This is a genomic window from Aquirufa sp., assembly GCF_964796385.1.
Genome location: NZ_CBAUBA010000048.1, coordinates 1 through 14,502, shown reverse-complemented (window position 1 = coordinate 14,502; position 14,502 = coordinate 1). Strand labels below are relative to the sequence as shown.

Here is a 14,502-nt window from a genome sequence, read left to right as displayed (position 1 = left end):
TTTCCAAATATTAATTCTTGATCCCATAAGCCGCGAGAACCATCCGCATCATTTCGATTCAAAATCAATGGATTTTCCATTTTTGACCCAATAGTGGTGACGGGGTGCTTTATCAGATTTTCGGATAGAATTAATTCATGGTATATGATGTCTAATTCATTTTTCAGTTTCCACGCAATCTCCTTATTAGTTTTTACAATGTTATTGAGTTCATGGACATCGTTTTTCAAATTGTATAATTCAAAATCATCAATTGAAGCGTTATAATTTGTTTGCCCAACTAGCTTATATCCTGATTTTTGAATGGCCATACTAGTATAAAGTTCAGGATACTTTCTCGTCCAATAACTAAATAATGCCCGATCTGACCAATCGGTATTTTTGCCTTTTATAAGGGGTAAAAGGCTTTTTCCGTCAATTTTCCGGTCAGTTGGTAAATCCGCATGGCATAATTCAGTTAAAGTAGGCAAAATATCAAAGTGGGCCGCCATGGTTTCAATAACTTTGCTCTCTTTTGTCAAAGCAGGATATTTCAAGAAAAAAGGTACTCGGGTACCACCATTATAAACTGAGCCCTTTTTATCTCGCAGCCCTGCTGTAAAACGTAATTGCTGCGGGCCATTGTCCGTCATAAATAGGACGATGGTCTCCTCTTCAATTCCTAAATCAGTTATTTTTTGAAGTAGCTTACCAATGTTATCATCAATATTGCTGACCATTCCGTAAACTTTTCGAGCGTCCTCTTTATCTTTCTCGCTCATTTTCAGATACATTGGATTATTTTTATCAAATTCAACGGAAGGATCTACATTTTTGTACATCTGATAATATTTATCGGGTACTTGTAAAGGCGTATGCGGAGCATTAAATGAGAGATAACAGAAAAATGGATTGTCCTTGTTTTTTTCAATGAATTTGATGGCGTTCGCTGCAAAAATATCTGAACAATAGCCACTGTAGGATTCCTGCTTACCATTTTTCCACAAGACTGGGTTAAAATAGCTACTGTCTTTTTGGAAATAGGTGCTTACATCACCCACCTGGCCCATGCCTCCAGAAAGGTGCATGAGTGTCTCATCAAATCCCTGATCCATCGGCCGACTAGGAAAATTATCACCTAAGTGCCATTTCCCAAATAACCCAGTGGCATACCCTGCATGCTTTAATATTTCAGCAATTGTGATCTCTGAAGATGCCATCGTCGCTCCACCATTGTACGTATCTCGAATTCCTGTTCGCAATGAGTAGCGGCCTGTCATTAAACTAGACCGGGTAGGCGCACATACTGGAGAAACATGAAAATTGCTAAACTGAATACTCTGCTTAGCAAATCGGTCGATGACTGGTGTCTTTACAATTGAATTTCCGGTAATTCCCAAGTCACCATATCCTTGGTCATCGGTAATAATCAAAACAACGTTTGGGTGTTTCTTATTTTGGGCAACGCCTCGGGCAGATACCAAACAGGCTAGTAAGATCAACAGAAATTTAAATTTATTAAGTAGCATCATTTTCGTCTTTAAATTTTGAACTTATACTTACTGATTGTTTCAACGAAATTAAATTTCTCTCATCACTTATTTGTGAGATTTATTTCTTTGTAAACACTAAGCAATGTTGCCAGGGAAGGTTGCTTATGTTTTTTTCAAATTTAAACCCGGCAATTTTTAATTCTTTGATGGCCTGGTTTTCGCTCATTTTATGAATTGTTTTTATGGGCACTTCATCATCCTCGGATCGAAACTCGACTAACACCAGTTTTCCGCCAGGTTTCAACGAACTAAGCATCGATAGCGCCATCTCGTAGGGGTAAGAGAACTCGTGGTAAACGTCAACTAGCAAAATTAAATCAATCGTATTTTCTGGTAAGGAAACACTTTTTTCAGTGCATAGCACGGGCACAATTTGGGATAATTTTTCACGCTTGATTCTTGCCTGTAAATAGGCAATCATTTCCTGTTCCACATCGACAGCAAAAACTTTACCAGAGCCCACCATTTTAGAAAGCATGGCACTGTGGTAGCCACTTCCCGCCCCAATGTCTGCAATAAGCATTCCTGGTTTTACAGCTAAGTTTTTTAGTAGAAGCGAGGTGTTTTCCTCCATTTCCCTTTCTTTTCTCTCCAGCCAATCGATGCCGTAATGACTCATCACCTGCGCAATTTGCCTACCCATATACCATTTATTGATGCCATTGGGGTCCCCTGATTTTAGCTTGTAAACTCCTTGTCCCAGCGAATCTAGGGAAAGAGGCAAAAGGGCAAAAAGTAAAAAAATAGATTTAAGTGAATGCATGGGTGGTTTTTGGGTTGAGGTATGCCAAAAAACTAATTTGGCAAACTAAAAAAAGCTTGCTTTTGTGCGAGCTAAAATAACAATTAGTTTTTATCTTTTTCAGCAAGCACTTAACTTTCCTTAAGGCTAGTTTTTATATGAATTAATTATAAATTGGAAATTAAATGAAATACACCGTTAAGCCTCTTTAAGTAAAGCAACCTAATATTATGAAAAATTTTATCCTGTGTGTTTTTTTGATAAGCACCATTTTTCAGGCGAATGGCCAAAAATTCGAAAAGCCTAATATCATAATTATCGTAAGCGATGATCAAGGCTGGGGTGATTTAGGCTATAATGGAAACTTAACGGTAGCGACTCCTTCCATCGACAAAATAGCAAAAAACGGAGTCAGTTTTCAGCATTTTTACGTGAGTCCAGTTTGCTCACCCACACGCGCTGAATTATTGACGGGCCGTTATCACGTGCGTGGCGGTATTTCTGGCACAGCCACAGGAAGAGTGAGATTAGATTTAGACGAGACGACAATTGCCCAAATTTTTAAAAAAGCTGGTTATTCAACAGCAGCTTATGGAAAATGGCATAATGGAGGTCAGGCACCTTACCATCCTAACTCCAGGGGTTTTGATGATTTTTATGGTTTTTGTTCGGGTCATTGGGGTAATTATTTTAATCCAATTCTTGAACATAATGGAGAAATTACGAAAGGTAAAGGGTTTATAACCGATGATTTAACAAATCATGCGATTGAATTTATGGGCCAACATGCGAAATCTCCCTTCTTTCTTTACTTGCCCTTAAATACACCGCATAGTCCCATGCAAGTGCCTGAGGAGAATTGGACTAAGTATAAAAATATTGAACTAAGCCAAAAAGGAACCATCGCCTCCAAAGAAAACATCTTGCATACCAAAGCTGCGCTTGCGATGACTGAAAATATCGATTGGAATGTAGGTAGACTGATGAAGCGATTAGATCAATTGAAGCTGACCAAAAATACCATTGTGCTTTATTTTTCAGATAATGGGCCCAATGGTCATCGCTGGAATGGGGGAATGAAAGGGATTAAGGGGACAACGGATGAAGGTGGCGTCAGATCACCTTTGCTTATGCAGTGGCCGGCAAAATTTAAGGGCGGAACTCAAATCAAATCCATCACGAGTGTCATGGATTTATTACCTACTTTAGCAGATTTAGCCGAAATACCGTTTACGTCCCAAAAACCATTGGATGGGACCAGCCTTAAACCCATATTGATGGGAAATCAAACCTCCGAGGATTCCGACCGTTTTATTGTTAGTTATTGGAATAAACAAATCAGTGTTCGGTCACAAAATTTCAGATTATCCGCGGATGGTGCGCTGTATAATTTAGTCGATGATTATGCGCAAACTACCAATGTCGCCACTACTTTTTCAGCTGACTATCAAAAACTTTTGCAAGTAAAAAATACATGGGAATCAGACGTATTAACCGAACTCCCCAAAGAAGACAATAGACCTTTAATCATCGGTCACCCAGGTTTACCTATAACTCAATTGCCTGTCAGTGAGGGGTTTGGCCATGGAAATATAAAACGATCTAATCAGCATCCCAATGATAGCCACATGACAAATTGGTTATCCAAAGAGGATTTTATTAGTTGGGAAGTAGCACTTGAACAAGAAGGGGATTTTGAAATTAGTCTTTATTATGCGTGCTCAAAAGAGAATGTTGGAACAGCGTTATCCATGTCTTTTGGTGATTCGGTCGTGACTGGTAAAATTACAAAAGAAAATAATGTGCCACTTTTCGGGATGGAATATGATCTTGTTCCTCGAGAGGAATCTTACATGAAAGATTTTAGGCCTTTAAATTTAGGTTCTGTGCATTTAAAGGCAGGAAGTGGAACCTTGAAGGTATTCAGTAATTCATTGCTTAAGGCCAGCGATCTTGATGTAAAATTGGTAACGCTCCGTCGTTTAAATTCACCTAAAATGAATTAATAATGATTGCCTTTAATTTTAACTTTCACACATGCGATCCAATTTGATGTTGCATTTGGGTCGTAATAAACTAGTTTTTGTATGGTAAAAATAGCCTTTAATTTAGGCCAAAGGAATGGCTTAAATGGAACGAAGATGATTCGAATTTTATGGGTTTTTGTTTTTTTGTGCTTGGTAAGTTTGATGGCTGACGCATCAGATAGTCCAAAAAAGCCTAACATTATTTTCATCCTAGCAGATGATTTGGGATATATGGATTTGGGTTGCTACGGAAACCCGTATAATGAAACACCTAATCTCAATAAATTAGCGAGCGGTGGGGTTCGTTTCACTCAGGCTTATGCTGCCAGTCCTGTTTGTTCTCCTTCCCGTGCGGCAATTATGACGGGCCTTCATCCTGCTCGCCTAAAACTAACCAACTTTTTAATTGGAAATCGGACAGAGGCGGATTCCCCATTATTACCCGCTCTGTGGACTACCTATTTACAGTCAAAAGAAATCACGTTGGCACAGCGACTAAAGTCCTTGGGTTACCAAACGGGGATGATTGGGAAATGGCATTTGGGTTCTGGCGACAGCTTAGCTCCTTGGAATCGAGGTTTCGATTATGCCCGGATGATTGGTAAAAATGGGCTAGATTATTATAATTATGGGATCTATGAAAATAGCTTTAAAACTGTTTTTGAAGATGATGGCAAAACCTACATGACGGATAAATTAAGTGATTATGCGGTCGAGTTTATAGGAAATCAAAATCAGTCAAATCCATTTTTTATGTATATGTGCTACTCAGCGCCCCATGTATTTATCGTTCCTAAAGCAACCAAACTGAATAAGTATTTCATGAAGTACGAAAAATTCAAGGGCAAATTTAATCCGTATTATGCGACAATGGTGGAGAGTATGGACGACGGCGTTGGTCGAATTATGGAGTTGTTAAAACAAAAAGGCTTGTTGGCAAATACCTTAGTCATTTTTGCATCTGATAATGGGGGAGTAGGTTTGCCTGAGTTGGGGCCAACTCCCACACAAAATGATAGCCTGAGGAAATGGAAAGGCCATGTCTATGAAGGCGGAGTGAGAATTCCTACCATCATGTTTTGGGAGGGCAAGATTTTGCCCAATCAGGTGAACGATGCTTATTTTATGAATACGGACTATACGGCCACGATATTAGATTTGTTAGATCAAAGACCGCCTGAATTTACGGATGGCAAAAGTATTTGGCCTTCAATTAATCATCCAAATGTAAAAGATGAAACCCGCGCTTTGTTTTGGCATTATCCGCATTTTTCAAATCAATTAGGCCGACCAGCCGGATCGGTAAGATTAGGGGATTGGAAGTTGGTGGATAATTTCGAAACTTCCCATGTTGAATTATATAATTTAAAAAATGATGTAGGGGAACGCCATGATTTATCAAATGATTTTCCTTTGAAAAGAGACGAATTACATCGCTTATTAAAAGATTGGCGGCAAAATGTTCAGGCCAATATGCCCATTAAGAAATAATTTCTTGGGAATAAATCGTCAGAAAAATTAGAATGAAATCCAGTTGATGGCAACGATTAATGAATCATATTTTTGAAAATGCGTATAGGTAACTAGAATGGAGGAGAAACAATTAATTGATCAGTTTGGCCCCTTGGAATTTTTTTCTGAGTTACATCCGCTGTTCGTTCATTTTCCTGTGGGTCTTTTCTCTATTGTTGTTGTTTTTGCTTTTTTGCCGAAATCAAAAAATAGGGATTATCAACTAGCAATTCAATATTTACTAGGCATAGGAGCTTTCTTTTCCTTGCTCTCTTGTATCAGCGGGTACTTTTTAGCTGAATCGCAAAATAAGCAGTCGGCAATATTCACCTCACATCAATGGCTAGGAATAGCTACGTTTATACTCTTTTCAACTGCTTTTTTTTATCCGAAATGGCAAAAAATTAGCATAGGATTAGGAGGGATTGTCTTGCTGTTTACCTTATATTTTGGGACAGTTTTAACGCATGGAAGTTTCTTGAAATGGAAGGAAAAAGTAGTCCAACAGATTAACGAGATCATATCAAAACCGGTTGAAACGAAGGATAAAGATGCCGTGAAAAAGATTGTTTCGTTACCTGATACGCCATTGAAAGTGGAGGAGCAAGCCTCTTATGCGGCAGTAACGGAGCCGATGATCAAGGAATTGAAAAGTCAAGGAATAATTGCCCAAGTGATGGATCCGACTACCCAGCAATTGTTCATTAATTTTGTCAATGTGAAGCAAGTTGAACCCACGATGTTTGAGGTACTTTATCCAATTAAAGATCAAATTGCAGGCTTTCGAATTACTAATTTGGTCCTGAATCAGGAAGCGATGCGTAGTTTGTTTGGGTTTAAAAATGTAGAAATACTCCAACTCTCCAACGCACATTTGACGGATGAATTAGTAGGTTTGATTTTACAATTACCTAAATTACAGCAACTTAATTTATATGGTAATCCTGTAACGGATCAAACGGCTATGGCTTTACACAATGTGTTTTCTTTAAAAAAGTTATATGTTTGGCAAACAAATATTAGCCCATTAGCTTTGAGTGAATTACAAAAAGCACGTCCTCAGCTTCAGATTGAAGGAGGAAGTCAGTTGCTAACAAAACCGGACTCCTTAAAAAAATGATTAAATATCTTTTGTTACTTTTTCCGAGTTTGATATTTGCTCAAAACAAAACTGGATTGGCGGTAAAATTGCCTGCTGGAATTTCGGCAGAATGGCAACTTTTACCCAAAGAGTTAGATTATAATCGCCATGTAAAGCCCATCCTTTCGGATAAATGTTTTGCTTGTCATGGTCCGGATAAAGCCAAGCAAAAAGCAGGCTTACGCCTTGATTTTCCTGAAAATGCTTTTGCTGAGTTGCCTGAAAGTCCTGGGAAATTTGCCATTAAACCGAACAAATTACTCCAAAGCGAAGTATATCATCGAATTATTTCGAATGATCCCAAATATAGAATGCCTTCGCCTAAGTCGCATCTATCATTATCTAACAAAGAGAAAGCGACTATTCTAAAATGGATTCAAGATGGTGCTGTCTATCAGCCGCATTGGGCTTTTTTGAAACCAAATAAGCAACGTGTTCCTACTCTTTTGGAGGCTAATCCACGGAAAGTACTTGATTATTTTGTTGAGAATAAACGTCAAGAACAAGGACTGAAAGCTGCTCCCAAGGCGTCCAATGAATTACTGCTTCGGAGATTGTATTTGGATTTAACGGGTTTGCCACCGAGTTTGAATGATATCAATCAATTTTTGAAAGACAATGATCTTAATGCCTATGAAAAACAAGTGGATAAATTACTTGCATCACCACATTTAGGAGAAAAAATGGCTGGGGATTGGCTGGATATTGCTCGATTTGCAGATTCGCATGGATATACGGTTGATCGAATTCGCGATATGTCGCCCTATCGCGATTGGGTTATACGCGCATTTAATACCAATATGCCTTACGATCGATTTATAAATTATCAATTAGCTGGAGATTTAATGCCTAATCCAACAAAGGACATGTTAATCGCCACGGCCTTTAATCGAAATCACCAGCAAAATACAGAGGGAGGGATTATTGAGAAAGAATTCCAAACAGAGTATGTCATGGACCGTGCAAACACTTTCGGTGAAGCGTTTATGGCCTTGTCTGTTGGCTGTGCCCGTTGCCATGATCATAAATACGATCCCTTTTCCCAAAAGAATTACTACGAATTATTTAGTTTTTTTAATAACGTACGAGAGGCGGGACAGATTTCCTACAATGACGATATGCCTACGCCTACGTTGATGTTGCCAACAAAGCAAAAAGAGGAAATTTTGGCATTTATTGAGCAAAAGATTCAAGTAAAAAAGGATGAATTGGGCCAACGGAAAAAGAATAATTTGGGTCAGTTTTCGGATTGGGTAGCCCAGGGGAATGCAGCTGCTTTATCCAATCAAATGATACCACAGAAAGGACTTATTGGTCATTATACCTTTCAAAATAACTTAATAAACTTAATTGATTCGAGCCAAAAAGCTGAAATGAAGCACGAAGCTGGTCAAAAAGGGGATTTGCCAAACTTTGAATCAGGGAATCATTTAGTGTTTGATGGGGATGCTTATTTGGATTTAAACACGGTAGGGATCTTTCGAAAATCGAATGCATTTACAATTGGAATTTCAGTTAATATCCCTACTGATTTAAATGAGGGCGTAATTTTCCACAAGTCGATAGCTGAACGCTTATATAATTTCAAAGGGTTTCATTTGTATATACGGGATGGGAAATTTGAAATTACGATGGCACATACAGCTCCTTCGAATGCCATTACGAAGTTGTCGCTTAAAGAGGTTCCCAAAAATAAATGGATTCAATTAACACTGACTTACGATGGTTCCTCTTCTGCCCAAGGCTTTAAATTATTTCTTGATGGCGAAGAATTAGCTATGGAAACCGAAATTGATCAGTTGTACAAAGACATAAATTTCAATTCCAAATCGGAACCCGCTATACAAGTTGGCGGATGGTGGAGAGGCCTAGGATTTAAAGGGGGTAAAGTTGATGATTTATTCGTTTATCAACGCGAGCTGAGTCCATTTGAGGTGAAGGTATTGGCGAAAAAAGCTTCCTGGAAGGACATCGTTTTAAAAGATTTTAGCTCGCTCAAGGAAGGCGAAGTTTCGGTATTACACGATTATTATACCCAAAATCATGATATTGATTACGTGATTAAATGGTCCGAATTAACGGCGCTTCGAACTGAGCTTGCTGATTCGACGAAAAACGTGCAGGAGCTTATGGTCATGCAAGAAATGCCTAAACCCAAACAATCCTTTTTACTAGCTAGGGGGCAATATGATGCTCCGACTATTCCTGTTTTTCCTTCCACTCCGGAAAGCGTGCTCCCTTTTTCATCTCATTTGCCAAAAAATAGATGGGGTTTGGCTCAATGGTTAACGGATAAAAATCATCCCTTAACCTCCCGCGTGTTAGTCAACCGAATATGGCAAAATTTCTTTGGAATAGGTTTAGTCAAAACCTCCGAAGATTTTGGAAACCAAGGTGAAATGCCAAGTCATCCGGAGTTATTGGATTGGCTTGCTGCTGATTTTGTAGAAAAAGGATGGGATATAAAGCGGCTGATGCGTGAGATTGTTCTGTCAGAAACGTACCAACAAGACTCTAAAACTAGTCCGAAATTGTTGGAGCTTGATCCCGAAAATCGCTACTTAGCTAGAGGGCCATCGAAGCGGTTGACCGCTGAAATGTTGCGAGATAACGCATTGGCAGCTAGTGGATTACTGAATACTAAAATTGGAGGAAAAAGTATAAAGCCTTATCAGCCAGCTGGTTTATGGGAGATAAATAGTTCAACTTACCTCCAAGACACTACGGATGCTGTGTACAGACGAAGTTTGTATGTCATTGTTAAACGTACGGTGCCAAATCCTACTTTAAGCACATTTGATGCATCAGCGCGCACATCTTGTTTACCTAGGCGACAAAAAACAAACACGCCATTACAGGCCTTGGTGGTTTTGAATGACCCTACATTTGTAGAAGCGGCCAAAGTTTTGGCCATTGAAATGAGCCGTGAAAAAGATCCCAAAATTGCGATTAATTTAGCCTTTCAGAAATTAACGGGAAGGGAGATTCCCCTGGAGCAATTGAAATTATTGTTGGAATTACAGGCCAATCAGTTTAAGAAGTTTCAGCTGTCACCCCAAAAAGCGACAGGTTGGCTTCGATCTGGATTGTCTAAAATTCCCGCCGACTTAGATATTTCGACTGTGGCGGCGAATGCTGTTGTGGCAAGTACCATTATGAATTCAGATGCAACGCTAACGAAAAGATAACATGGCACCATTTAATGACTTGTCGGAATTGCATCGAAAGTTGGATCGTCGAGATTTTCTTCAAAAGACCGGCATGGGTTTTGGTGCTTTGGCGTTGAATAGTATTTTTTCCCAGCAAGCGAACGCTGCGAGTTTGGAAAAAGAAATAATGCGCATGTTGCCAGCGATTGCTCCCAAAGCCAAGCGCGTTGTTTATTTGTTTATGGCTGGTGGTCCATCACAATTTGAGACCTTTGATTACAAGCCTACTTTAAAATCTTTTTATGGAAAAGATTTGCCGGATTCTGTCCGGCAAGGTCAGCGGCTGACGGGCATGAGTGCGAATCAAGCTATTTTGCCAGTTGTACCCTCTAAATTTGAATTTAGCCAGCATGGAAAATCGGGCACGTGGGTGAGCGATTTATTGCCTTATACGGCCCAAGTTGTGGATGATTTGTGCATTATTAATTCCATGTTTACAGAGCAAATAAATCATGATCCGGCGATTACTTTTTTACAAACGGGTCATCAATTAGCCGGTCGGCCTTCTATTGGATCATGGCTCAGCTATGGTTTGGGATCTGAAAATCAGAATTTACCTGCATTTATTGTGTTGGTTTCGAGTGATGCGGCTAAAGATCAACCCTTATATGCGCGTCTTTGGGGCAATGGTTTTTTGCCTTCGGAGCATCAGGGTGTTCAGTTTCGATCGGGTAAAGATCCTGTTTTGTTTTTAAATAATCCGGAGGGTTATGATGGGGAAGACCGGAAAGAGATGTTGGATTATTTGACAAAATTGAACTCAATTCAAAATAATGCATGGGGTGATCCGGAAGTTGACGCACGCATTTCCCAATACGAAATGGCTTTTCGGATGCAAACTTCTGTTCCTGAGGTGATGGATACGCAGGGTGAAAGTGATGCGTCTTTTGCCATGTACGGACCTACGAGTAGGGATAAAGGATCTTTCGCTGCCAATTGTTTATTGGCTAGAAAGTTATTGGAAAAAGACGTTCGTTTTGTGCAATTGTATCACCAAGGTTGGGACCATCATGGTGATTTGCCGCGAAATATGGCTAAGCAATGTCAGCAAACGGATCAAGCGACAGCCGCGTTGATTTTGGATTTAAAACGAAGAGGGATGCTCGAAGATACCTTGGTCATCTGGGGAGGGGAATTTGGACGAACGGTTTATTCGCAGGGCAAATTATCTGCGAATGCCTATGGCAGGGATCATCATCCGAGGTGCTTTTCCATGTGGATGGCTGGTGCGGGTGTTAAGCCCGGAATTACATATGGCCAAACAGATGATTTCTCCTATAATATTTTGAAAGACCCTGTTCATGTACACGATTTCCAAGCCACTTTACTACATCTTATGGGGATAGATCATGAAGAATTGGCTTTCAAATATCAAGGAAGGCGATTCCGATTAACTGATGTGCATGGAAATGTAGTTAAGGCGATTTTAAGTTAGTATGACATAAAAAAAACAACATGAACAAAAAAATACGTTTTTGGGTATTTCTAGGCGTTTCATTTTTTTTGATACCCGCATGGGCTTTTGCAGAAATTGCGAAGGCGGATTCAAGTAACTTTCAACTAATTTCGAATTTGGTCTACGGCAATGCGCCCGATCATCGGAATGAATTAGATATTTACCTTCCCAGCAAGCATACTAAAAAAACTCCCATGGTTGTATTTATTCATGGTGGATTTTGGTCAAAAGGGGGAAAGCATCAATTGCCTAGACCTTTGATTGATTTACTGGTAGGCAAAATGGGATATTCTATGGCCTCTATAAATTATCGGTTTGTCAAAAAGGGGGCTAATAAGTATCCGACTCAAATGGATGATGTAAGCCAAGCCTTGCAATTTCTTTCCAATAAAGCCGATAGTATTGGATATAAAAAGAAGTCATTTGCGTTGATTGGTGCCAGTGCGGGGGCACATTTGGCACTCATGTATGCGTATGCAAATGACCCGAAAAAAATGACGAAGACTGTGGTGGATATCGTTGGCCCTACTGATTTATCTGATTCAATTACGCGTGGCCGACAAGGAATTGCGGATGCGACAATCAGTTATTTTTTGGGAAACCCGGATGCGAAAGCGGAGATAGCTAAGACTTCAAGTCCTATATTTCAATTGACAAAAAAAACAGGTGTACCCACAATCATTTTTCATGGGGAAGATGATGAGCTAGTGGACGTTCGACAGGCAAAAAATTTACATGCTAAATTAAGCCAATTGGGAATCAAAACAGAATTGGTTTTATATCCAAAAGAGACGCATGAAATGAAAAAAAGTTTACCTGATGTATTTGTAAAAACAGCTGATTGGCTTAAAAAAGTATATCCGGTTCGCTAGTTTATGACTAAATAGTCATTAAAAAGTGTGCCGATGGCGCTTATTTATTGGCGTTTGATTCCGAGTAGTTAATGGATTTAGTGAAGAAAAGAGTAAGACCATCTTATTTATAATAATAAATGAAAATAGTCGAATAAATTTGTAATCTTTAGTTGATTTTAAACCTATTTAAATGAAAAATACACGTAGAACCTTTATTAAAAAGGCCTCATCTGGTGCCTTTGCATTAACTTTGGGCGGTATCCTTCCTTCATTTTCTGCGAAAAGTTATCATCAAATTTTAGGAGCTAACGAAAAAATTCGAGTGGCTTGCATGGGTGTTAATAGCCGCGGTTTGGCTGTTGGTAAAAATTTCGCCCTTCAAAAAAATTGTGAGGTTTTGCATGTATGCGATGTGGACTCACGTGCAGCTGAAATTTGCATTGATGCAATCCATAAAATACAATCGATAAAGCCCAAAGCGACACCTGATTTCAGGAATGCTTTAGAAGATAAAGATTTGGATGCGCTTATTGTAACAGCTCCTGATCACTGGCATGCACCCGCTGCTTTGTTGGCCTGTTCAGCAGGAAAACATGTGTATTTAGAAAAACCATGTAGCCACAACCCGAATGAAGGGGAGATGTTGGTTAAATCTGCCGAAAAACACAAACGAATTTTACAAATGGGAAACCAAAGGCGTTCATGGCCTAATGTAGCTGCCGCCATCGCAGAACTACACGGAGGAGTCATTGGTCGGCCCTATTTTGCGAAAACTTGGTACACAAATAACCGGGCATCCATTGGTATTGGGAAAGAGACTGCTGTTCCAGAATGGTTAAATTATGATTTATGGCAAGGTCCCGCACCTCGAAAAGCCTTCAAGGATAATTTGATTCACTACAATTGGCATTGGTTTTGGCATTGGGGAACGGGAGAAGCATTGAATAATGGAACGCACATGGTCGATTTAGCTAGGTGGGGCTTGAATGTGGAATACCCAACAAAAGTTAGTTCGACGGGTGGCCGCTTTAGGTATCAAGATGATTGGCAAACGCCTGATACCCAAATGATTAATTTGGAGTTTGACAATAATTCCATGATTTCATGGGAGGGTAGAAGTTGCAATGGAAAGTCCGTCGAGTCAAATAGTGTGGGAATTATTTTTTACGCTGAGCAGGGAAGTATGGTTATCGAAAGTGGCAACTCGTATAAAATTTATGATTTAAAAAATAATTTGGTCAAGGAGGTTAAAAACAATTTTCTTGTGGATGCCCGTAATCTTTCTGATCCTTCTCAAAATTTAGATGCCTTACACATTCTCAATTTCTTTGATGGCATTCGTTTAGGTACGCGTCTGAATTCGGATATTGTCAGTGGCCACCAAAGTACTCTTTTGGTTCAATTGGGGAATATTTCCCAACGAGTAGGTCGGACCTTGGCTATTAATCCTAAAAATGGACGTATTTTAAATGATCGAGAAGCGATGAAGTATTGGTCACGCGAGTACCAAGCTGGATGGGAGCCTAAAATTTAAGACATGGGAGGGTCCAGGGATTTACTAAATAAGCAAGAAAGTTTTTTGAATGAACGTTTATATTCGTTGGATGCGTTGAGAGGATTCGATATGTTTTGGATCATGGGTGCTGAGGAGGTGGTGCATGGACTTGCTGAAACAACACATTTTGCTTTTTTTCAATCTTTTAATGACCAACTTCGTCATCCTGCATGGAATGGCTTCACATGTTACGACCTTATTTTCCCGTTGTTTATTTTTTTGGCTGGAGTTTCAACGCCATATTCCATCGGTAATGCGTTGGAAAAGGGGATTGCCAAACATGTCCTATTGAAAAAAATCCTTTTGCGTGGTTTTGCCTTAGTGATATTGGGAATTATATACAATAATGGCTTAATCTTGAAACCCATTGCGGATGTTCGTTTTTCTTCTGTATTAGGTAGAATAGGTATTGCCTATATGTTGGCTAATTTCATTTACCTCTACAGCAAACAAGCTCGGCTGCTCATTTGGTTT

General features: G+C 39.4%; 10 protein-coding genes. 8 read left to right on the top strand and 2 right to left on the bottom strand.

The features are described 5' to 3' along the window. Both AC1W6K_RS11185 and AC1W6K_RS11180 read right to left on the bottom strand, forming a co-directional pair. On the bottom strand, positions 1-1,511 hold a 1,511-nt coding region (locus AC1W6K_RS11185), incomplete at its 3' end, for an arylsulfatase (RefSeq protein ID WP_481947553.1). Between the two features lie 79 nt (positions 1,512-1,590). Beyond that, a complete protein-coding gene (locus tag AC1W6K_RS11180) occupies positions 1,591-2,295 on the bottom strand; it encodes a class I SAM-dependent methyltransferase (RefSeq protein ID WP_481947552.1) in 705 nt (234 codons plus the stop codon). 209 nt (positions 2,296-2,504) lie between these two features. On the opposite strand from AC1W6K_RS11180, the gene AC1W6K_RS11175 reads away from it, so the two are divergent. The 8 genes from AC1W6K_RS11175 to AC1W6K_RS11140 form a co-directional block, all read left to right on the top strand. Beyond that, positions 2,505-4,280: an arylsulfatase gene (locus AC1W6K_RS11175; protein WP_481947551.1), complete on the top strand. Its 1,776-nt coding sequence runs from the start codon at positions 2,505-2,507 to the stop codon at positions 4,278-4,280. A gap of 81 nt (positions 4,281-4,361) precedes the next feature. Continuing rightward, entirely contained in the window at positions 4,362-5,792 is a 1,431-nt protein-coding gene (locus tag AC1W6K_RS11170) for a sulfatase (protein ID WP_481947550.1), read from the top strand. 97 nt (positions 5,793-5,889) lie between these two features. Beyond that, positions 5,890-6,933, top strand: coding sequence for a DUF2231 domain-containing protein (locus AC1W6K_RS11165; RefSeq protein WP_481947549.1), 1,044 nt, complete (start codon positions 5,890-5,892; stop codon positions 6,931-6,933). Then, positions 6,930-10,142 (top strand): DUF1553 domain-containing protein, encoded by a 3,213-nt coding sequence (locus AC1W6K_RS11160; RefSeq protein ID WP_481947548.1) that lies wholly within the window; start codon positions 6,930-6,932, stop codon positions 10,140-10,142. The genes AC1W6K_RS11165 and AC1W6K_RS11160 overlap by 4 nt, the downstream gene beginning before the upstream one ends. A 1-nt stretch (position 10,143) precedes the next feature. Further along, the gene (locus tag AC1W6K_RS11155; RefSeq protein ID WP_481719549.1) at positions 10,144-11,598 is read left to right on the top strand and encodes a DUF1501 domain-containing protein; all 1,455 of its coding nucleotides are present in this window, start codon (positions 10,144-10,146) and stop codon (positions 11,596-11,598) included. A gap of 20 nt (positions 11,599-11,618) precedes the next feature. Then, positions 11,619-12,491 (top strand): alpha/beta hydrolase fold domain-containing protein, encoded by an 873-nt coding sequence (locus AC1W6K_RS11150; protein ID WP_481719550.1) that lies wholly within the window; start codon positions 11,619-11,621, stop codon positions 12,489-12,491. A gap of 172 nt (positions 12,492-12,663) precedes the next feature. Further along, positions 12,664-14,007 (top strand): Gfo/Idh/MocA family protein, encoded by a 1,344-nt coding sequence (locus AC1W6K_RS11145; RefSeq protein WP_481719551.1) that lies wholly within the window; start codon positions 12,664-12,666, stop codon positions 14,005-14,007. 3 nt (positions 14,008-14,010) lie between these two features. Further along, positions 14,011-14,502, top strand: a 492-nt coding sequence (locus AC1W6K_RS11140) for a heparan-alpha-glucosaminide N-acetyltransferase domain-containing protein (protein WP_481947547.1), incomplete at its 3' end; no start/stop codon positions are given.